The 18,228-nt window shown below is 71.9% G+C and carries 19 protein-coding genes; 10 read left to right on the top strand and 9 right to left on the bottom strand.

Annotation, left to right across the window (positions count from 1 at the left end; genetic code table 11):
• The first annotated feature begins 8 nt into the window (after nucleotides 1–8).
• The 6 genes from J2X46_RS06800 to J2X46_RS06775 are packed head-to-tail and all read left to right on the top strand — an operon-like array spanning nucleotide 9 to nucleotide 5,210.
• Nucleotides 9–980, top strand: a complete 972-nt coding sequence (locus J2X46_RS06800; RefSeq protein ID WP_310248428.1) for an ABC transporter ATP-binding protein — start codon at nucleotides 9–11, stop codon at nucleotides 978–980.
• On the top strand, nucleotides 973–1,848 hold the full coding sequence (locus J2X46_RS06795) for an ABC transporter permease (protein ID WP_310248426.1): 876 nt from the start codon (nucleotides 973–975) through the stop codon (nucleotides 1,846–1,848). Before J2X46_RS06800 ends, J2X46_RS06795 begins: the two co-directional genes overlap by 8 nt.
• Entirely contained in the window at nucleotides 1,845–2,756 is a 912-nt protein-coding gene (locus J2X46_RS06790; protein ID WP_310248424.1) for an ABC transporter ATP-binding protein, read from the top strand. Before J2X46_RS06795 ends, J2X46_RS06790 begins: the two co-directional genes overlap by 4 nt.
• A gap of 13 nt (nucleotides 2,757–2,769) precedes the next feature.
• Nucleotides 2,770–3,468: an ABC transporter permease subunit gene (locus J2X46_RS06785; RefSeq protein ID WP_310248422.1), complete on the top strand. Its 699-nt coding sequence runs from the start codon at nucleotides 2,770–2,772 to the stop codon at nucleotides 3,466–3,468.
• Between the two features lie 36 nt (nucleotides 3,469–3,504).
• Complete coding sequence (locus J2X46_RS06780) at nucleotides 3,505–4,626, top strand: ATP-dependent DNA ligase (protein WP_310248421.1); 1,122 nt, start codon at nucleotides 3,505–3,507, stop codon at nucleotides 4,624–4,626.
• Nucleotides 4,623–5,210 carry a hypothetical protein gene (locus tag J2X46_RS06775; protein ID WP_310248419.1) on the top strand — a complete coding sequence of 196 codons (588 nt, stop codon included), beginning with the start codon at nucleotides 4,623–4,625 and terminating at the stop codon, nucleotides 5,208–5,210. The genes J2X46_RS06780 and J2X46_RS06775 overlap by 4 nt, the downstream gene beginning before the upstream one ends.
• A 75-nt stretch (nucleotides 5,211–5,285) precedes the next feature.
• On the opposite strand, the gene J2X46_RS06770 is transcribed toward J2X46_RS06775, so the two are convergent.
• Entirely contained in the window at nucleotides 5,286–6,392 is a 1,107-nt protein-coding gene (locus J2X46_RS06770) for a sulfotransferase family protein (RefSeq protein WP_310248417.1), read from the bottom strand.
• A gap of 78 nt (nucleotides 6,393–6,470) precedes the next feature.
• Between J2X46_RS06770 and J2X46_RS06765 the strand changes: the two genes are divergently transcribed.
• Nucleotides 6,471–9,212 carry a stealth conserved region 3 domain-containing protein gene (locus tag J2X46_RS06765; protein WP_310248415.1) on the top strand — a complete coding sequence of 914 codons (2,742 nt, stop codon included), beginning with the start codon at nucleotides 6,471–6,473 and terminating at the stop codon, nucleotides 9,210–9,212.
• A 115-nt stretch (nucleotides 9,213–9,327) separates the two neighbouring features.
• On the opposite strand, the gene J2X46_RS06760 is transcribed toward J2X46_RS06765, so the two are convergent.
• From J2X46_RS06760 to J2X46_RS06750, 3 genes are read right to left on the bottom strand one after another with little or no spacing between them, the layout of a single operon-like run.
• Nucleotides 9,328–10,410 (bottom strand): DNA polymerase domain-containing protein, encoded by a 1,083-nt coding sequence (locus tag J2X46_RS06760; protein ID WP_310248412.1) that lies wholly within the window; start codon nucleotides 10,408–10,410, stop codon nucleotides 9,328–9,330.
• Entirely contained in the window at nucleotides 10,410–10,808 is a 399-nt protein-coding gene (locus tag J2X46_RS06755; RefSeq protein ID WP_310248409.1) for a DUF6855 family protein, read from the bottom strand. The genes J2X46_RS06760 and J2X46_RS06755 overlap by 1 nt, the downstream gene beginning before the upstream one ends.
• 33 nt (nucleotides 10,809–10,841) lie before the next feature.
• Nucleotides 10,842–11,630 carry a hypothetical protein gene (locus J2X46_RS06750; protein WP_310248407.1) on the bottom strand — a complete coding sequence of 263 codons (789 nt, stop codon included), beginning with the start codon at nucleotides 11,628–11,630 and terminating at the stop codon, nucleotides 10,842–10,844.
• A 152-nt stretch (nucleotides 11,631–11,782) separates the two neighbouring features.
• On the opposite strand from J2X46_RS06750, the gene msrB reads away from it, so the two are divergent.
• A complete protein-coding gene (msrB, locus tag J2X46_RS06745) occupies nucleotides 11,783–12,181 on the top strand; it encodes a peptide-methionine (R)-S-oxide reductase MsrB (RefSeq protein ID WP_310248405.1) in 399 nt (132 codons plus the stop codon).
• A gap of 46 nt (nucleotides 12,182–12,227) precedes the next feature.
• On the opposite strand, the gene J2X46_RS06740 is transcribed toward msrB, so the two are convergent.
• The 5 genes from J2X46_RS06740 to hemG all read right to left on the bottom strand — a co-directional run bounded on the left by J2X46_RS06740 (nucleotide 12,228) and on the right by hemG (nucleotide 16,155).
• Entirely contained in the window at nucleotides 12,228–13,076 is an 849-nt protein-coding gene (locus tag J2X46_RS06740; RefSeq protein ID WP_310248402.1) for a hypothetical protein, read from the bottom strand.
• 37 nt (nucleotides 13,077–13,113) lie between these two features.
• The gene (locus J2X46_RS06735) at nucleotides 13,114–13,533 is read right to left on the bottom strand and encodes a rhodanese-like domain-containing protein (protein WP_310248400.1); all 420 of its coding nucleotides are present in this window, start codon (nucleotides 13,531–13,533) and stop codon (nucleotides 13,114–13,116) included.
• Entirely contained in the window at nucleotides 13,530–14,012 is a 483-nt protein-coding gene (locus tag J2X46_RS06730) for a cysteine dioxygenase family protein (RefSeq protein WP_310248398.1), read from the bottom strand. Before J2X46_RS06730 ends, J2X46_RS06735 begins: the two co-directional genes overlap by 4 nt.
• Before the next feature lie 90 nt (nucleotides 14,013–14,102).
• A complete protein-coding gene (gene hemQ, locus J2X46_RS06725) occupies nucleotides 14,103–14,798 on the bottom strand; it encodes a hydrogen peroxide-dependent heme synthase (protein WP_310248394.1) in 696 nt (231 codons plus the stop codon).
• 4 nt (nucleotides 14,799–14,802) lie between these two features.
• Nucleotides 14,803–16,155, bottom strand: coding sequence for a protoporphyrinogen oxidase (gene hemG, locus J2X46_RS06720; protein WP_310248392.1), 1,353 nt, complete (start codon nucleotides 16,153–16,155; stop codon nucleotides 14,803–14,805).
• 23 nt (nucleotides 16,156–16,178) lie between these two features.
• On the opposite strand from hemG, the gene J2X46_RS06715 reads away from it, so the two are divergent.
• Both J2X46_RS06715 and J2X46_RS06710 read left to right on the top strand, forming a co-directional pair.
• Nucleotides 16,179–17,129 (top strand): NYN domain-containing protein, encoded by a 951-nt coding sequence (locus J2X46_RS06715; protein ID WP_310248390.1) that lies wholly within the window; start codon nucleotides 16,179–16,181, stop codon nucleotides 17,127–17,129.
• 68 nt (nucleotides 17,130–17,197) lie between these two features.
• Nucleotides 17,198–18,175, top strand: a complete 978-nt coding sequence (locus J2X46_RS06710; RefSeq protein ID WP_310248387.1) for a DUF4349 domain-containing protein — start codon at nucleotides 17,198–17,200, stop codon at nucleotides 18,173–18,175.
• Nucleotides 18,176–18,228 lie beyond the last annotated feature (53 nt).

Here is an 18,228-nt window from a genome sequence, read left to right as displayed (position 1 = left end):
TGGCGGGCGTGACGGGGGAACTCACCGGGCGGCCGCCCACCAACCAGTCGGTCGTCTCGACCGCGGGCCTCACCAAGCACTACGGCACGGTCCACGCTCTCACCGACCTGACCGTCGACGTCGGCCCGGGCGTGACGGGACTGGTCGGCGCCAACGGTGCCGGCAAGTCGACGCTCATCAAGATCCTGCTCGGCCTGCTCGAGCCGACGAGCGGGCGGGCGAGCGTGCTCGGCCACGACATCGAGCACGCCAGCCAGGAGATCCGCCGGCTGGTGGGCTACATGCCCGAGCACGACTGCCTGCCGCCCGACGTGAGCGCCAGTGACTTCGTCGTACACATGGCGCGGATGTCGGGGCTCGGCGCCTCGCCGGCCCGTGAGCGCGCGGCCGACGTGCTGCGCCACGTGGGCCTCGACGAGGAGCGCTACCGGCCGATGGGCGGCTACTCCACCGGCATGAAGCAGCGGGCCAAGCTGGCGCAGGCCCTCGTGCACGACCCCCGCCTGGTGTTCCTCGACGAGCCGACCAACGGCCTCGACCCGGCCGCCCGCACCGACATGCTCCGGCTCGTGCAGCGCATCGGCAGCGAGTTCGGCATCGCCGTGCTGGTCACGTCTCACCTCCTCGGCGAGCTCGAGCAGGTCAGCGACCACGTCATCGTGCTCGACGGCGGCCACCTGCTCCGCTCCAGCGCGACGACCGACTTCACGCGCCAGACCGGCAACCTGCTCGTCGAGGTCGTCGGCACCGAGGCCGAGCGCGACCTGCTCGGCGAGGCGCTCGCCAAGCGCGGCCTCACCTGCCGCCCCCGCGGCACGATGGTCGCCATCGACCCGCCGCCGCCCGAGCTGGCCGAGGGCGGCGCCACCCACGACCTGATCCGCGACGTCGCCGCCGACCTGGGCCTCGGCCTGATGCGGCTCGAACCCGACCGCGGCCACCTGGAGGACGTCTTCCTCGAGGGAAGTGCCCATGTCTGAGCGTTCAGGGGTCATCCACGACCTCGGCTACCGCCACTACGACGGGATGCGCGACGGCACCGCCACGATCGCGCGCACCCTCTTCGTCACCGGGCTGCGCCACACCTACGGCCTCGGCCGCTCGGGCAAGTCGAAGATCCTGCCCTTCATCCTGCTGGCGATGGCCACGCTGCCGGCCGCGATCATCGTCGGAGTCGTGGTGCTCACCGGCCTCGACCGGCTCCCGGTGTCGTACGCCGACTACACCCACCAGGTGCAGCTGCTCACCAGCCTGTACGCCGCTGCGCAGGCGCCCGTGCTCTTCTCCCGCGACCTGCGGCACCGGTCCATCGTGCTCTACCTGGCCCGGCCGCTGTCGTCCTCGGTCTTCGCGGTCACGAGGTGGCTCTCGCTGACCACCTCGCTGCTGATCTTCATGTGGGTGCCGACGCTGCTGCTCTTCGCCGGCGCGATGCTGGCCGGCCTCGACAAGAGCGACCAGCTCGAGGGGCTGCTCAAGGCCGCCGCCCTCCAGCTGCTGCTGGCCGCCCTCGTCGCCGGCCTCACCGGGCTCATCTCCTCGGTCTCGCTGCGCCGCGGCTTCGCGGTCGTCGGCTCGGTCGTGGCCCTCATCGTGCTCTCCGGCGTGGTCACCTCGGTCCAGGCGATCTCGGACTCGCAGGACGCCGACTCCATCGGGGTCGCCGCCGGGCTCCTCTCGCCGTGGTCGATCTACGGCGGTCTGGGCGACGCCTGGCACGCCGGGGTCGTCACGTTCACACCCCCTGGGAGCGCGTGGGCACTGGCCTACGTCCTCTTCGCCGTCGTGCTGACCGCGCTCTGCGTGCTCGGGCTGGTCGCCCGCTTCCGGAAGGTGGGCTCGCGATGAGCACCCTGGTCCTCGACTCGGCCTCGCGCTGGTTCGGCAACGTGGTCGCGGTCAACGACGTCTCGCTGTCGATCGGCCCGGGCGTCACCGGCCTGCTCGGCCCCAACGGTGCCGGCAAGACGACGCTGATGGCGATGATGTCGGGCTTCCTCGCCCCGTCGTCCGGCCACGTGACGCTCGACGGCCAGCCCGTGTGGCGCAACACCGACGTCTACCGCCAGATCGGGCTCGTGCCCGAGCGCGAGCTGAGCTTCGGCTACCTCACCGGGCGGCAGTTCGTCCGCGCCAACGCCGACCTGCACCGCCTCCCCGAGGCGGCCGCGGCGACCGAGCGGATCCTCGCCGAGGTCGACATGGTCGAGCCCGCGGGCCGTCGCCTCGACACGTACTCCAAGGGCATGCGCCAGCGGATCAAGATCGCCGCCGCACTCGTGCACGATCCCGCGGTGCTGCTGCTCGACGAGCCCTTCAACGGCGTCGACCCGCGCCAGCGGATGCACCTGATGGACCTGCTGCGCCGCCTCGGCGACCAGGGCCGAACGGTGCTCTTCAGCTCCCACATCCTCGAAGAGGTCGAGCGGCTGGCCCGCCACATCGAGGTCGTCGTCTCCGGACGCCACGCGGCCTCCGGCGACTTCGGCGCCATCCGCCGGCTGATGACCGACCGCCCGGTGCAGTACGCCGTCCGCTCCAGCGACGACCGTGCCCTCGCGGCCGTCCTCATCGCCCAGCCCGCGGTGCGGGCGGTCAGCCTGCGCACCGACCAGCTCGACGTCCAGGTCGACGACCTGGGCAGCTTCGCCGTCGGCCTCCCCGGCTGGGCGAGGCAGCACGACGTGACCCTGTTCGAGCTCTCCCCCAGCGACGAGTCGCTGGAGAGCGTCTTCGCCTACCTGGTGGCCCGATGATCAAGGACCTTTCATGAACGGGACGATCGCCAAGCTCGCCCTGCAGGCCCTGCTCGGCCGACGCCGGTTCTTCCTGCTCCTGGCCTTCCCGGTCCTGCTGATCGCGCTGGTCGCGCTCATCACTGCGCTCACCGACGGCGACGCGGCCTTCGAGATCCTGCCCGGCCTGGGCTACCCGCTCGTGCTGCCGCTGGTCGCGATCCTCGCGGCCTCCTCGGTGCTCGGCCCGGAGGTCGACGACGGCTCGATCGTCTACCTGCTGTCCAAGCCCGTCAGCCGGTACGGCGTCGCCATCAGCAAGTGGCTCGTCGCCCTCGCCGCGACGCTGACGGCCGGCTCGCTGGCGATCTTCGTCGCCTCGCTCATCACCGGCGACACCACCCGGGCGATCGCGATGTTCGTCGGCGCGGTCGTGGCCGGGACGGCGTACTCCGCGCTGTTCCTGGCGATCTCGTCGGTCACCCGGCACGCGGTCATCGCGTCGCTGATGTTCGTGCTGATCTGGGAGAGCCTGCTCGGCAACCTCTTCACCGGCGTCGCCTGGCTGAGCATCGGCCAGTGGGGCATCCGCATCGGCCACGAGATCTCCGACCAGCTGCCCGACCCGGCGAACCTGACCTGGGCGATCCTCGCCAGCCTCGTGGTGACGGTGGCGGGCGTGTGGTTCGCCGGCGACCGGCTGCGCTCGTTCTCCCTGCGCGGCGAGGACTGAGCGCTCCCCGGACAGTTCCGGACTAGGCTCGAAATCGTGGACCTTCCCGTGATGCCGCCCGTCCAGCCGATGCTGGCCAAGAGCGTCAGCGGCGTGCCCGACCCGGCCAAGCACGGCGGCCTGAGCTTCGAGCCGAAGTGGGACGGCTTCCGCTGCCTGGTCTTCAAGGACGGCGACGACGTCGAGCTCGCCAGCCGCAACACCAAGCCGCTGACCCGCTACTTCCCCGAGGTCGTGGAGGCCGTACGCCGCCAGCTGCCCGACCGCGTCGTGCTCGACGGCGAGATCTTCGTGGGCCTCCAGGGGCCGGAGGGCTGGCGGCTGGAGTTCGAGACCCTCCAGGAGCGGATCCACCCCGCGGCGAGTCGCGTCGAGAAGCTCTCCGTCGAGACGGCCGCCGGCTTCGTCGCCTTCGACCTGCTGGCGCTGGGCGACGAGTCCTTCCTCGACCGCCCGTTCTCCGAGCGGCGCGCCGCGCTGGTCGAGGCGCTGGCCCACCTCGACGGCGAGGGCCCGTGCTTCCTGACCCGCACCACCGAGGACCCGGCCGAGGCCGAGCGGTGGTTCGAGGAGTTCGAGGGTGCCGGCCTCGACGGTGTCGTCGCCAAGCCGCTGGGGGCGTCGTACGAGCCCAACAAGCGCACCATGCTCAAGATCAAGCACGAGCGCACGGCCGACGTCGTGCTGGCCGGCTACCGCGAGCACAAGACCTCCACCCCCGACGAGCCGTTGATCGGCTCGCTGCTCCTCGGGCTGTACGACGACGACGGCGAGCTCCAGCACATCGGCGTCTCGGCCAGCTTCACCGCCGCGAAGCGCGCCGAGCTGTGGCACGAGCTCCAGCCCCTGGTCTGCGACATCGCCGACCACCCGTGGGGCAGGTGGAACGAGTTCCTCACCGCCAACCCCGACCGCGTCCCCGGCACCCAGAGCCGGTGGAGCCAGGGCAAGGACCTCGGCTTCACCGCGCTGCGACCCGAACGGGTGCTGGAGGTGAAGTACGACCACATGGAAGGTCGCCGGTTCCGGCACACTGCGCACTTCAAGCGGTGGCGCACGGACCGCGATCCCGAGAGCTGCGGGTACGCCCAGCTGGACGAGCCCGCAGGCTACGACCTCACTAGAATCCTGAGCACCGACCACGGAGGCGAGTCATGAGCGACAACGACGGCACGATCAACGGCGACTCCATCCACGACGGGAGCGGCACCTACGACGTGGTGCTGCTGGTCGAGCAGGCCCTCTCCCCCGCCGACGCCAAGCAGGTGCGCTCGCTCCACGACGAGATCGAGGACCCGGTCGTCTACCACGTCCTCCTGCCGCTGGAGGACGCTGCGGCCCGCATCGAGGCCTCCCTCGGCACCCTGGGGGCCGGCGACCTGATGGCCGCCCCGGCGCTGGCGATGAACGACGTCGACATCGAGGCGCTGCGCAAGGAGTGCGCCGACAACTCCTCCGCCGAGCTCCAGCAGACGCTCGTCGCGCTCCAGAACGTCGGCGGCACCTGCCACGGCAAGGTCACCTCCGAGCCGCCGGTCGACGCGCTCGCCGCGATGGTCGCGGCGGTCGACGCCCGCGAGGCCATCATCCTGACCCGCTCCCACGTCGTCGCGGAGTTCTTCCACGTCGACTGGACCTCCCGCGCCCGCCGCAAGCTCGGCGTACCGGTCCTCCACCTCATCGAGCACGAGAACTTCGACGAGCAGGCCTCCGGCTCCGGCGAGGGCGTCAGCGGCCTCTAGAACCTGGATATCTGAGGACGTGGTGAACGGGATCCTCCTCGAATCCCGTTCATGACGTCCTCAGACATCTGAAGGTCAGCCGCGCGGGCGGCGCACCCGGCGTACGACGGCGCGGCCCAGGATCGACGCGGCCTCGCGACCGCCGACGTTCTGCGGCTGGCCGGCGCGGCGGGCCTGGTCGAGCTCGCGGCGCAGCTGCTGCACGGTCGCGCGCTGGGCGTCGCGCGCCTCGCGAGCGGCGAGGGTCGACTCGGCCTTGGTGTGGTCGAAGGTGAGCGCGACGGCGTCGGCGTAGCGGGCGTCGTAGTCGGCGTGGATCTCGTCGAGCCGGGCCTGCGTGGCGTCGTCGGCCGGCGTCGCGGTCAGCACGCCGAGCAGCTGCCAGACCTCCTCGGCCATCTCGCGCAGCCAGTCGGGCGTCCGTACGTCGTCCCACGTGAGCTGCGACTTGCGCATCGAGGGCTCGATGAAGTCGTCGACCGCGTGGTGGTCGCGCCCATCGGGAGAGGCGGAGAGGTCGGTGTTGAAGTCGAGCTCGAGCTGCTGCTGCACCGGCGCCAGCGCGGCGCGCCAGTCGGCCAGCAGGTCGACGTACCTCACGAACGAGCGCTTGTGGCCACGCCCGGCCTGCTCGGTCAGCAGCGCGGCGTGGACCCAGCCGGCGACGTTGGACGTCTCCTTGGTGAGGCGCAGGTCCTCTGACTGGCTGGAGAGGTAGGCGATGTCGCGGGACCCGACGACCTCGGCCGGGTGGCGCAGCGCGGTCAGCCAGCGCAGGTCGGCGCCGACCTCGGCGCTCACCGACTCCCAGGCCGCGGCGAACCAGAACGCGTGCGGGTCCTTGACGACGATCTGGTCGCCTGCCCGCTTGTACTCGGCGAGCTGGCCGGAGAGCCACTCGCGCAGCTCGGCGGCGGGGGCGCCCGAGGCGAGGTAGGCGTCGACCAGGCCGACCGCGGCGGGCCGGCTGTCGATGTTGAACAGCGCCAGCTCCTTGAGGTGGCGCTTGTGGAAGTCGATGACCCACTGCGGCTCGTAGAAGCCGCGCGGGTTGGTCTCCGACGCCTCGACCTCGGGCTGCGGCACGTGCAGGCCGAGTCGCTTGAGGGTGCCTGCCAGCGAGCTGGTGCCACTGCGACCGGAACCGGACACCAGGACCAGCGGGGTGGGGGACGTCGGCATGCGGGTCACCCTATCGGCCACCACGGTGCGCCCTAGGATCGTGGCGACCGCACCCGACGAGGACAGGACACCGGACACGTGGCACTCTCCGACAAGGTGCGCTCGGCCGTGCGCCGGGTGCGACGGGACGGGCCGCTCGACGTCGTCTACGTGCTCTTCAACGCCGACGGCATGGGCGGCACCGCGCGCTCCGGGATCGCCCAGGCCAACGCGCTGCTCGGGCTCGGCGAGGGACACAAGGTCCGCATCCTCAGCGTCACGCGGAGCGGCGCGTCGACCCACTACCCGCTGGCGGACGGGCTCGAGGTGACCTACCTCGTCGACGTACGCGGTCAGCGCGCCGTCGCGGTCGACGGCAAGCACCCGGCCGAGCTTGCCGAGCGCGAGTCCGTGATCGTGCCGCGGTCGTGGGACGCGACCTTCAACGCCCTCACCGACGCCACGTTGCGCGAGGCGCTGCCCGCCCTCGACGCCGACGTGCTCGTCACGACGACCCCCGAGCTGCTGGCGGTCGTCGCCCAGCTCGCGCCCGCCGACGTGGCGCTGGTGCACCAGGAGCACCGGGCCTCCTCGAGCCGGGTCAACGACCTCGGCGCGTTGCTGGAGTTCGCCCCACGCGCCGACGTGGTCGTGTCGCTGACCGAGTCGATGTCGCGCTGGCTCGCCGGGCGCCTCGGCGGTGCCGCTCCAGAGCTGCTCGTCATCCCCAACCCACTGCCGGCGGAGCCACAGCCGCGCTCGCCGCTCGACCAGAAGACGTTCGTCACGGCCGGCCGGCTGGCGCCGGAGAAGCAGTTCGAGCACCTCGTCGACGCGTTCTGGCGCATCCACGAGGAGATCCCCGGCTGGACGCTGCGCATCTGGGGCGACGGCCCGCGAGCCGACAACCTCGCCGCGCAGGTGCGCAAGCTCGGGCTCGAGGACCGCGTCGAGCTGCCCGGCACGACCGACGACATGACCGCCGAGTGGACCCGCGCCAGCGTCGCCGTACTCGCCTCGCGTGCCGAGGGCTACCCGCTCGTGCTGCAGGAGGCGATGTCGGCGGGCGTGCCGCCCATTTCGTACGACTGCCCGTCCGGGCCGCGCGAGATCATCACGCACGACGTGGACGGGCTGCTGGTGCCGCCCGGCTCGAAGGCCGCGCTGGCGGCCGCGATGCTCCGGGTCGCCGCCGACGACGACCTCCGCACCCGCCTCGGCGCCGCCGCGCTCGAGCGCTCGCAGGGCTGGGACGGCCCTCTCCTGGCGCGTCGCTGGGTCGACGTCTTCCGCGGCGCGATGGCCCGCCGGGCCGACCCGCTCGCACCGCGCCGCGTCCTCCACGGGCTGCGACCGGGACCGATCGGCGACCTGCCCGAGACGACCGGAGCCCGCGGCACCACCCCCGCCCAGGCACGTACGACGGCCCTGCGGGTGCTCACCGCCGCCGCTGCGACGACCGGGGACGGGTGGTTCGTGGTGCCCGCGCGCGGCCTCGACCCGCACCCCTTCGTCGTCGTCCCGTCGTCGCGTCGCGAGGTCTTCCTGACCACGCTCGCCGGCGCGTCCGTGCCCGACTGGCTGTCGGTGCGCGAGCCTGCCGAGCGCGGCTGGCCCGAGCGGCGCGGCACCGTCGCGGCAATGACCTCTGAGCTCGCCCGCAACCGCTCCGCCTCGCTGTTCCTGGAGCCGTGGCCGATGCGCGGCGGCCACGACGGGGTGCTCGGCGAGGGTGTCGAGGTGGGCGTGCAGTTCTGGGAGGAGTCACCCGACGGCGAGCTCTTCGCGCCGAGCCTCAACCGTTTCGGCGACCGCGTGCCGGCCGGGACGCCGCGCGCGACCATCGAGGTCGAGGGCGTGGAGGTGCCGACCCTCGAGGTGATGGCCCTGCCGTCCGTCGACGACTGCCGCTTCGACGTCGACGTCGTCTACACGTGGGTGGACGGTGACGACGAGGCGTGGCTGCAGGCGCGCGACGAGCGGATCACCGGGCTCGGCGGCACGCCCAGCGCCCGGGCCGGCGGCGCGCAGCGCTACCGCAGCCGCGACGAGCTGCGCTACTCGATGCGCAGCCTGCACCTCTTCGCTCCGTGGGTGCGCCGGATCCACCTCGTCACCGCCGGCCAGGTGCCGTCGTGGCTCGACACCTCCCACGACCGGATCCGGGTCGTCGACCACCGCGACATCCTCCCCGGGGCCGCGCTGCCGACCTTCAGCTCGCACGCCATCGAGACCCGGCTGCACGCCGTGCCCGACCTGGCCGACCACTTCGTCTACGTCAACGACGACGTCTTCCTCGGCCGACCGCGACGCCCCGAGCACTTCTTCTCACCCGGTGGGCAGTACGCCGCCTTCGTCGCCGACCACCGGGCCGTCGGCATGCCCGGCACGGACGACCGCCCCTACCTCACCGCCGCCCAGAACAACCGGCGGATCCTCGCCGAGGCGTTCGGCGTGAGCATCACCCAGACGATGATGCACAGCCCCCATCCCCAACGTCGTACGGTCCTCGAGGAGATCGCCGCACGCTTCCCGACCGAGGTCGAGGCCACCACGCTCGCGCCCTTCCGCTCGGCGGGCGACGTCTCGATGCTCTCGTCCTTCGCGCAGAACTACGGCCTGATCACCGGCCAGGCCTTCCGCGCCACCGCCCACCACGGCTACGTCGACCTCGGCCACCAGCAGCTGCCCGTCCAGCTCAAGCAGATGCTCAACCGCAACCGCGACTTCTTCTGCATCGCCGACAACATGCTCGCCGCCTTCGACGAGGAGCGCGCCGACGGCCTCCTCCACGACTTCCTCGAGGAGTACTTCCCCATCCCCGCCCCGTGGGAGAAGTAGCTCGCTCCGAGCTCCTCGGTCTCGACACGGGCGCGGGGGCCCTGCTCAACCAGCGGCTGCAACGCCCGTCGGTTGAGCAGCGAGCGAAGCGAGCGTGTCGAAACCAGGGCGACCGTTAGTCGGCGATGCGGTTGCCGTCCGCGTCCCAGTGGGACTCGACCTTCTTCGAGGGCTGGACGCGGGGTGGCTCGCCGGGCATCTTCGGGTGGTCGGGCGGGAAGTTGAGCTCGACCGGGTGCTCGTCCCAGAGGTCGAGGAGCGGCTGGAGCGAGTGGTGGACGTCGTCGATCGCGGCCCACGGGTCGCCGTCGGAGGCGAGCCGCTCGGGAACGGTGAAGAGGTTGAAGCCGCTCGGTGAGGTCAGGGTAGCCAGCTCATCCCACGTCACCGGCGTCGAGACCGGCGCCCCGGCGATGGGGCGCAGGGAGTACGCCGACGCGATCGTGCGGTCGCGGGTGTTCTGGTTGAAGTCGACGAAGATCCGCTCCCCGCGCTCCTCCTTCCACCACGCGGTCGTGACGCCGTCGTCGCGCTTCTCGAGCTCGCGGCCGAAGGCGATCGCCGCGTGCCGGACCGCAGCGAAGTCCCACTCGGGCTTGATGCGGACGTAGATGTGGATGCCCCGGTTGCCCGAGGTCTTCGCGAAGCCGGTCATGCCGAGGTCGTCGAGCAGCCCCCGCGCGACCCCCGCGACGCGTACGGCGTCGGCGAACGTCGTACCCGGTTGGGGGTCGAGGTCGATCCGCAGCTCGTCGGGGTGGTCCACGTCAGTGCGCCGCACCGGCCAGGGGTGGAACGTCAGCGTGCCCATGTGGGCGCACCAGACCGGCACGGCGATCTCGGTCGGGCAGATCTCGTCGGCCGTGCGGCCGGAGGGGAAGGTGATCGTCGCGGTCTCGAGATAGTCGGGAGCCCCCTTGGGCACGCGCTTCTGGTAGAACGCGTCGGCGTTGCGGTCCTGCGGCCCGGTGGCCAGCTTCATGCCCTCGCGGACCCCGGAGGTCCACCGCTCGAGCGCGGTCGGGCGGTCGCGCAACGCGCGCATCAGGCCGTCCTCGACCGACGCGAAGTACTCCGCCACCATCAGCTTGGTGACCTCGGCGGTCGACTCCGTCGCCTCGTAGATGACGCGGTCGGGTGAGGAGACGCGGACCTCCCGGTCGCCGGCCTGCACCATCACCGGCTTGGCGGCCGCCATCAGAGCGCGCGGACGCGGTTGTTGCGGGGGTTGTGCTCGAGCTCGACGAGGCCGAGCTCCTCGAGCAAGGGCGGGAGGTACATCCCGAATCGCCCGCGGTAGCCGTTGCGCTGGCCGTACCACCCGCCCACCGGATTGTCGGCCGAGCGGCCCCACGCCTCGACGGTGCCTTCGGCAGCATCCTTCTTCTCGTCGGCCGCGCCGAGCGGCATCCAGTCGCCGTGCTCGCGCAGCATCGCGTGCAGGTCGTCGATCGCCGAGGCGAGGTAGGTGAGCCGGGTGCTGCCGACCTGGCACACCAGCAGGCCGGCGTCGTCGTCGCGGTGCATCGTGTACGCCGACGAACCGGGGGCCGTCGTCAGCTGCCAGGGGTCCTCGGGCGATCCGCTTCCGGTCATGCCTCGCAACCTAGCCCGGCGTCCCGACACCCGTCAGCCCACGGGCCGGAGGTTCGACTCGACGACCACGACGCCCTCGCCGAACTCCTGGTCCACCCACTGCTGGATGGACCCGTCGTCGTTGAGGACCACGAGGTCGACCTGGTTGTCCGTGTTGCCGCTGCCCACCTCGTTCATCCCCGGGATGTCGAGCAACGCCATCTGCACCTTCTCCAGCTCGTCGTGCGAGTGCTCCACCTGAGTCACGCAGAGCATCCCTCCCCACCACTCGCGCACGATCTCCTCGGCCGCCGCCGGGTCCCCGGCGACGTACAGGCTGACGACCGCGTCCATCGGGTCGCGCGGGCCGGGCTGGCCGGCAGACGTGCTCACCGCGACCATGGCGAACCCGGGGATGTCCTCCGCGACGTTGCCGAGCCCCAGCATCGCGTCCTGGGTGGTGCGCGACGGATCCGCGACCTGCCACCCGCCGTCCGGTGTCGGACAGGGGATCTCGAAGTCGGACTCGTACGGCTCGGGCTCGGGCTGGCTCACCTCGTCGACAGCGAAGGTCTCGCCGTCGAACGTGCCCACCATCTGGAAGGTGCCCCAGCGGACCCCGTCCTTCTCCTCGAAGTCCCAGGCCGGGTCCCAGTCCCACCCCGTGATCGCGAACTCCTGGCACGCGGGTGGCGAGAGGTCCTGCCAGTTGCCGTTCCGGCATGCCATCGGGCCGGACCCGTCGTCGGTCACGAGCAGCGACGAGGTCGTCGTCACCGTGCCCGCGGCCGCGGGCACCGCTGTCGGGCTGGTGACGGGGACCAACGGCTGCTCAGCCGGCACCGACTAGGCGTCGCCGCACCCGCTCGCGCACAGCACTAGGGCGCCGACAGTCAGCCACGTCCCCCTCATGCCGACACGGTGCCGCACCGAGCGACGTACGACCACGGGTGTGCACCAATCGTGACCCTTCCGCGACTCCGTAAACTCGAGCCATGGCCTATGACGTTCAGAAGACCGACGAGGAGTGGCGCGAGCAGCTCAGCCCCGAGGAGTACGCCGTCCTCCGGCAGGCCGGCACGGAGCGCGCCTTCACCGGCGAGTACACCGACACCGAGACCGAGGGCACGTACTCGTGCAAGGCCTGCGGCTCGGAGCTGTTCACCAGCGACACCAAGTTCCACTCGGGCTGCGGCTGGCCGAGCTTCTACCAGCCGATGACCGACACCGTGGAGTACATCGAGGACAACACGCACGGGATGAAGCGCGTCGAGGTCCGCTGCGCCAACTGCGGCTCCCACCTCGGCCACGTCTTCCCCGACGGCTTCGGCACGCCCACCGGCGACCGCTACTGCATCAACTCGATCAGCATCACGCTCAACGAGAAGAAGTAGCCGGGTCGAGTGCTCGGCCCCGCGGCGATCACGACGGGTTCAGCACTCAACTCACTGGGGTGAGGGCGGAGGTGACCTTCACCAGGCCCTCGCCGTAGGTCGCGTCGGCCCAGTCCTGGATCGACCCGTCGTCGTACATCACCTGGGCGTCGAGGGTGTCAGGCGTGTAGGACCCGCTGGTCAGCAGCGTCGGCAGGGCCTTCTGCAGCTCCTGGTTGATCGTGTTGAGGTCGGCCTCGGTGCGCTTCACCGTGGTGACGCACAGCGGGCCGCCCCAGGTCTCGCGCAGCGTGGCCTCGGCGCCCTCGGCGTCCTCGGTGACGGCGACGTTGATGGTCTTGCCGCTCAGCCACGCCGAGGCGTAGCCCTTCAGCGCCGAGGCGGCGGTCAGGGTGGCGTCGAGGTCCTCCTGCGTGGCCTTGGCCTCGTCGGTGGTCTGCGGGTCGTCGCAGGCGGCGCCGAGCGGGTCCTCGGTCGGCTCGGCCATCGGGTCGTAGAGCGCCGCGGGGATCGCGTCGGTCGCGGTGAAGGTGGTGCCGTCGAACGTCCCGGTGACGGCGTAGGTCCCCCACTTCACGCCGTTGGCCTCCTCCGCACCGACGTCGCCCCACTCGAAGCCCTCGATCTTCGGGCCGCTGCACTGGGGCGGGTACGACTCCGCCACCGCGCCGAGGCAGAGCTCGGGGCCGGTGCCGGGGTCGAGCACGGTGACCAGGCCGCCCGTGCTCACCTCGCCGTCGGGCACGGGCGTCGGCGCCTCGCCGGGCGCGGTCGTGGCCGTCGAGGGTTCACCGCCCCCGGCCGGGTCGACGGCACGCATCTCGCCCTCGGTCGAGCAGGCGGCGAGCGACAGGGCCGTGGCAGCGAGGGCGAGCGTCAGCAGAGGTGTCCTCATGCCTCTGGGACGTTACCCGTACGGGCCTGGTTCCGGGTCAGGCCTCGCGGCACGCCACCGGCAGGTGCGCCTCGCGCCACGCCTTGAAGCCGCCGACCACGTCGGTGGCGTCCAGGCCGAGGCTGCGCAGCGCGTCGGCGGCCAGGCTGGAGGTGTAGCCCTCCTGGCACAGCACCAGCACCCGGGTGTCGTACGACGCCTCGGGCAGGCGCGCGTCGGAGCGCGGGTCGAGCCGCCACTCGAGCACGTTGCGCTCGATGACCAGCGACCCGACGGCGGGGTGGACCTCGCCCTCCTCGGCGCGCTGGGCGGCGGGGCGGATGTCGACGAGGAGTGCGCCGCTGAGCGCCTCGCGGTAGGCGGTCTCGACATCGATGCGGTCGAGCCGCGACCGGGCGTCGTCGAGCATCGCGTCGACGCCGGCGTACCTGAACGGCCGCTGCGTCACGATGGTCACCACAGCTCCCCGCGGTTCTCGACGCCGGTGACCTGGAGCCGGCCGCGCACCAGCTCGTAGCGCGTCATCGCGGCGAGCGACGGCGCGTAGGCGTGGAGCGACACGGCGGTGCCGCTGCCGTGGTTGACCACGTCGTGGATGTGGTTGCCGTCGAACTGGCGCAGTTGGCCGGTCGCGAGCGTGCGGGCGGTGGCGACGCCGGCGAAGGTGTACTCGGTGAGGGTGCCGCGCAGCACGGTGAAGGCGCCGCTGGCGGACCCGTGGTCGTGCCAGCCGGTGCTGCTGCCGACGGGCCAGGTGATCAGCCAGAGCTCGGCGCCGGACTCGGTGCGGGCATCGAGGCGGACCCACGTCCGCTCGGGCAGGGTCAGGTCGACGGAGGCGAGCAGGTCGTCGGTGAGCAGGCGCTCGGCGAGGGCGTCGCGGGCGTCGAAGGACGTGTGGGTGCGTGCGTGGGCGGTGGGGAAGGTGGCGGTCATGGCGTACTCCTCAAAAAAGCAATGTTGAGTAACTTACTCTACATTGCCGGAGCAAGCCGACACGCCCAACTCAGGCAAGGCGTGTCGCCGTCAGGGCAGGCGGGCGAGGAGCTCCGCCGGGGTGACGCGGGCGCCGGTGTAGAACGGCACCTCCTCGCGCACGTGGCGGCGGGCGTCGGAGGCCCGCAGGTCGCGCATCAGGTCGACGATGCGGTGCAGCTCGTCGGCCTCGAAGGCGAGCATCCACTCGTAGTCGCCAAGGGCGAAGGACGCGACCGTGTTGGCCCGCACGTCGGCGTAGCCGCGGGCCTGCTGGCCGTGCTCGGCGAGCATCCGGCGCCGCTCGGAGTCCTCGAGGAGGTACCACTCGTAGGACCGCACGAACGGGTAGACGCACACGTGCGCACGCGGCTCCTCGTCGGCGAGGAAGGCCGGGATGTGCGACTTGTTGAACTCCGCCGGGCGGTGCAGCGCCATCTGGGACCAGACCGGGTCGAGACGGCGGCCGAAGGCGGTGCGGCGGAAGGCGTTGTAGGCCGCCTGGAGCTGCTGGGAGTCGGCCGCGTGCCACCAGACCATGAGGTCGGCGTCGGCGCGCAGGCCGCTGACGTCGTAGACCCCGCGCACGACGACGTCCTGCTCGGCGAGCACCTCGAAGAGGGCCTCGACGTCGGTGGCCTCGGCGTCGCGGTCGGCGTCGCCGAGGACGTCGCGGAGCCTGAAGACCGACCACATCGTGTAGCGGATCGTGTCGTTGAGTTCCTTGGTGCGCGCAGCCTTGCTCATGCCCTCATTCTGCCCGGGTGACCGAGGCCACAGCGCGGCGGGCCGACCCGATCACCGCCGGGATGCCGACCCCGTCGTAGGCCGCGCCGCACACCGCGAGGCCAGGCAGGTCGGCGATCGCCGCCCGGATCCGGGCCACCCGCTCGACGTGGCCGACGACGTACTGCGGCAGCGCGCCGCCCCACCGCTGGACGTGCGTGTCGACCGGGGTCGCCGTGATCCCGGCCATCGCGGCGAGGTCGGCCAGCGACACCCGCACCAGGCCCTCGTCGGTGGCCTGGAGCGTCGACTCCTCACCGTGCCGGCCGAGCGAGGTGCGCAGCACGACGAGGTCGGGGTCGAGGTCGCGCACCCAGCCCCACTTGGCGAAGGAGAAGGTGGACGCCTTGATCGTGCGCTGCTCGACCGGCGGCACGAGAAAGCCCGAGCGGTCGAAGAGCGCGTCCGGCACGTCCTGGGCCCGGAAGACCAGCGTCACGACGGCGACGCTCGCGGTCTCGACGGCCGCCAGCTCGGCGGCCGCGCCGGGCGCCACCTCTCCCAGCAGGCGGGCGGTCGGGGCGGCTGGCGTGGCCAGCACGACGGCGCCCGCCTCGAGGGTCTCCGGGTGCGTGGTGGGACCGACCGTGACGGCCCACCCGGACGTCGTACGACGCAAGGCGCGGACCGTCGCCGAGGTCCGTACCTCGAAGCCGCCGTCCGCGATCAGGCCGGGGAAGCGGCCCATGCCACCGGGCAGGGCGGCGAAGACGGGCGTGGTGGACGTCGGGACGGCGGCGGCCTGCTCGAGCAGGCTCCCCCGCCGGGCCATCGCGAGCAGCTGGGGCACGGCGGCAGCTGCGGAGATCTGGCGGGCGTGGCCGGCGTACACGCCGCCGAGCAGGGGCTCCACGAGCCGGTCCACGATCTCGTCGCCCAGCCGCGCGGCGACGAGGTCGCCGACGGAGACGTCGTCGTCGACCTCCGACGCCGTCTCGGCCACGGCGCGGGCGAGTCCCTCGGGGCTGAGCACGCCGCTGGCGGCGAGCCGCTCGACGTCGAACGGGACGCCCATCAGCGAGCGGGGCATCTCCCGCAGGGCGCCGCGCGACCAGACGCCCGACGTGGCTGGCGTTGGGTGCACGACCTCGGCGCCGATCTCGGCGGCCAGGCCGACGCCCTCGGGCCGGCGCGCCAGCATCGCCTCCGCGCCGACATCGACGGTGAGGCCGGCGACCTCGGCGCTGCGGAGCTTGCCGCCGATCACCGGCGAGCCCTCCAGCAGCAGCACGTCACGACCGGCGAGGGCCAGGTCGCGGGCGGCCACCAGTCCGGCAACGCCACCACCGACGACCACCACGTCCCTGTCCTGCGCCACGACGCCACCCTAGGGTGATGGTCATGGAAGCCAGCGGGGGTGCCGACCGGATCGCAGTGCTGATCGATGCCGACAACACGAGGGCGGCGTACGCCAACGAGGTGCTGAGCGAGGTCGCCAAGTACGGCAACCCCACGATCAGGCGGGTCTACGGCGACTGGACCAACCCGCACCTGAGCCGCTGGGCGCGCATCCTCAACAGCCTCGGGCTGCGCGCGATGCACCAGAACGCCTTCACCAGCGGCAAGAACTCCACCGACCTCGCGCTGGTGATCGATGCGATGGACCTGTTGTACGACGACAACGTCGAGGCGTTCGCGCTGGTCACGAGCGACAGCGACTTCACCAGCCTCGCGCACCGCCTGCGCGAGTCGGGCAAGACCGTCTACGTGCTCGGTGAGAGCAAGGCACCGGAGTCGCTGCGCAACGCGTGCGACAAGTTCATCGACCTCGCCGTGGTCGCCGAGACGCACGACGACACCGACGACGCCGACCCCGACGGCGACCCCGACGAGACGCCCTCGGTGACGATCAACCTCCAGAGCGCGATGACCCGGGCTGTCAACGCGGTCTCGGACGACGAGGGCTGGGCCAGCCTGCCCGCGCTCGGCAACCAGCTGATCCGCACGCACCCGTCCTTCGACGCCCGCAACTTCGCCGGCCCCGGGGCGCGGCTCAGCACGCTCGTCACCGCGCAGCCCTACCTGGAGACCTCGGGCAGCGGCAACGCGCTGCGGGTCCGCCTCAAGGGGTCGACACCGCGACAGCAGGCCAAGGACAAGCAGCCGAAGGACAAGCAGCCGGCCGCCAAGGCGCCCGCGAAGAAGGCGCCGGCGAAGAAGGCTGCCGCGAAGAAGCAGGGGGCGTCGAAGGAGGCCCGGGAGGACACCTCGACGAGCACGCCCGGCACGAAGCCGGTCGTGAAGCGGACCGTCTCGCGCACCACGGCGAGGACCGCGACGCCCGAGGGCTGAGCATCACGGTTCGGTCACGGGTCGGCCCGGCCCGGAACCGCCGTCGCCGGCACCCCCGTCGGAGAGCCATGACCACTCTCCGGACCACCCGCGGTCGCGCCGCCGGCTTCCTCACCGTGATCACCATGACGGCCGCGCTGGCCGCCTGCTCGTCCGGCAGCAGCGACGACGGCGGTGCGTCGGACATGGCGCTCTCCGAGCCGGCCGGGGTGTCGAACGGGTCCGACTCCGACTCCGGCGGCGGGACCGCCGAGAAGGGCGCGGCCACCCGCGACTTCTCTGCCCAGTCGGGTGACACCGCCAGCTCGGTCGACGCCGAGTCGCCGACCACGCCGGCGACGGAGCGCGCGATCATCTCCTCCGGCACGGTCTCGCTGACCAGCAAGGACGTCGGCAGCGCGCGTCAGGACGTGCAGCGCATCGTCGACGCGCAGGGCGGCGAGGTCACCGAGGAGACCACCGAGACCGACGACGACGGCGAGGCGTCGTACGCCCGACTGGTCGTCCGGGTGCCGAGCTCGACGTTCGACGCGGCCATGCAGGCGCTCGAGGACGTCGCCGTACTGCGCTCCAGCAACCGCGGCTCGGAGGACGTGACCACCCAGGTGATCGACACCGGCGTGCGGGTCCGCGCCCAGGAGGCCAGCCTCAAGCGGGTCGAGCTGCTGCTCTCCGAGGCCAAGACGCTCAAGGACATCATCTGGATCGAGTCGCAGCTGACCAACCGCCAGGCCGAGCTCGACTCGCTGAAGTCCCAGCAGAACTGGCTCAAGGACCAGACCTCGCTGTCCACGATCACCGTCGACATCTCCGAGAAGCACGAGCCGAAGGCGGAGAAGAAGGACGACGACGAGCCCGCCGGCTTCCTCACCGGGCTGGACGGCGGGCTCGACGCCCTCGCCGGCACCGCCCTCGCGGTCGCCACGATCGTCGGCGCTCTCCTGCCCTTCGCCGTCGTGCTGCTCGTGCTCGGCTTCCCGGTCTGGCTCCTGGTCCGCCGTCGCCGGACCGCCCCCCAGCCCGCCGCTCCGGCCGCCGACGCCTGAGCCCGCCACGGGGGTGGCGGCAGATCGCACCCCCGACGGCCTCCCGGCCGCGA

Source organism: Nocardioides sp. BE266 (assembly GCF_031457855.1).
Classification (GTDB): domain Bacteria; phylum Actinomycetota; class Actinomycetes; order Propionibacteriales; family Nocardioidaceae; genus Nocardioides.
The sequence above is the reverse complement of the archived record's forward strand: the minus strand, read 5'-3'. Positions and strand labels throughout refer to the sequence as shown.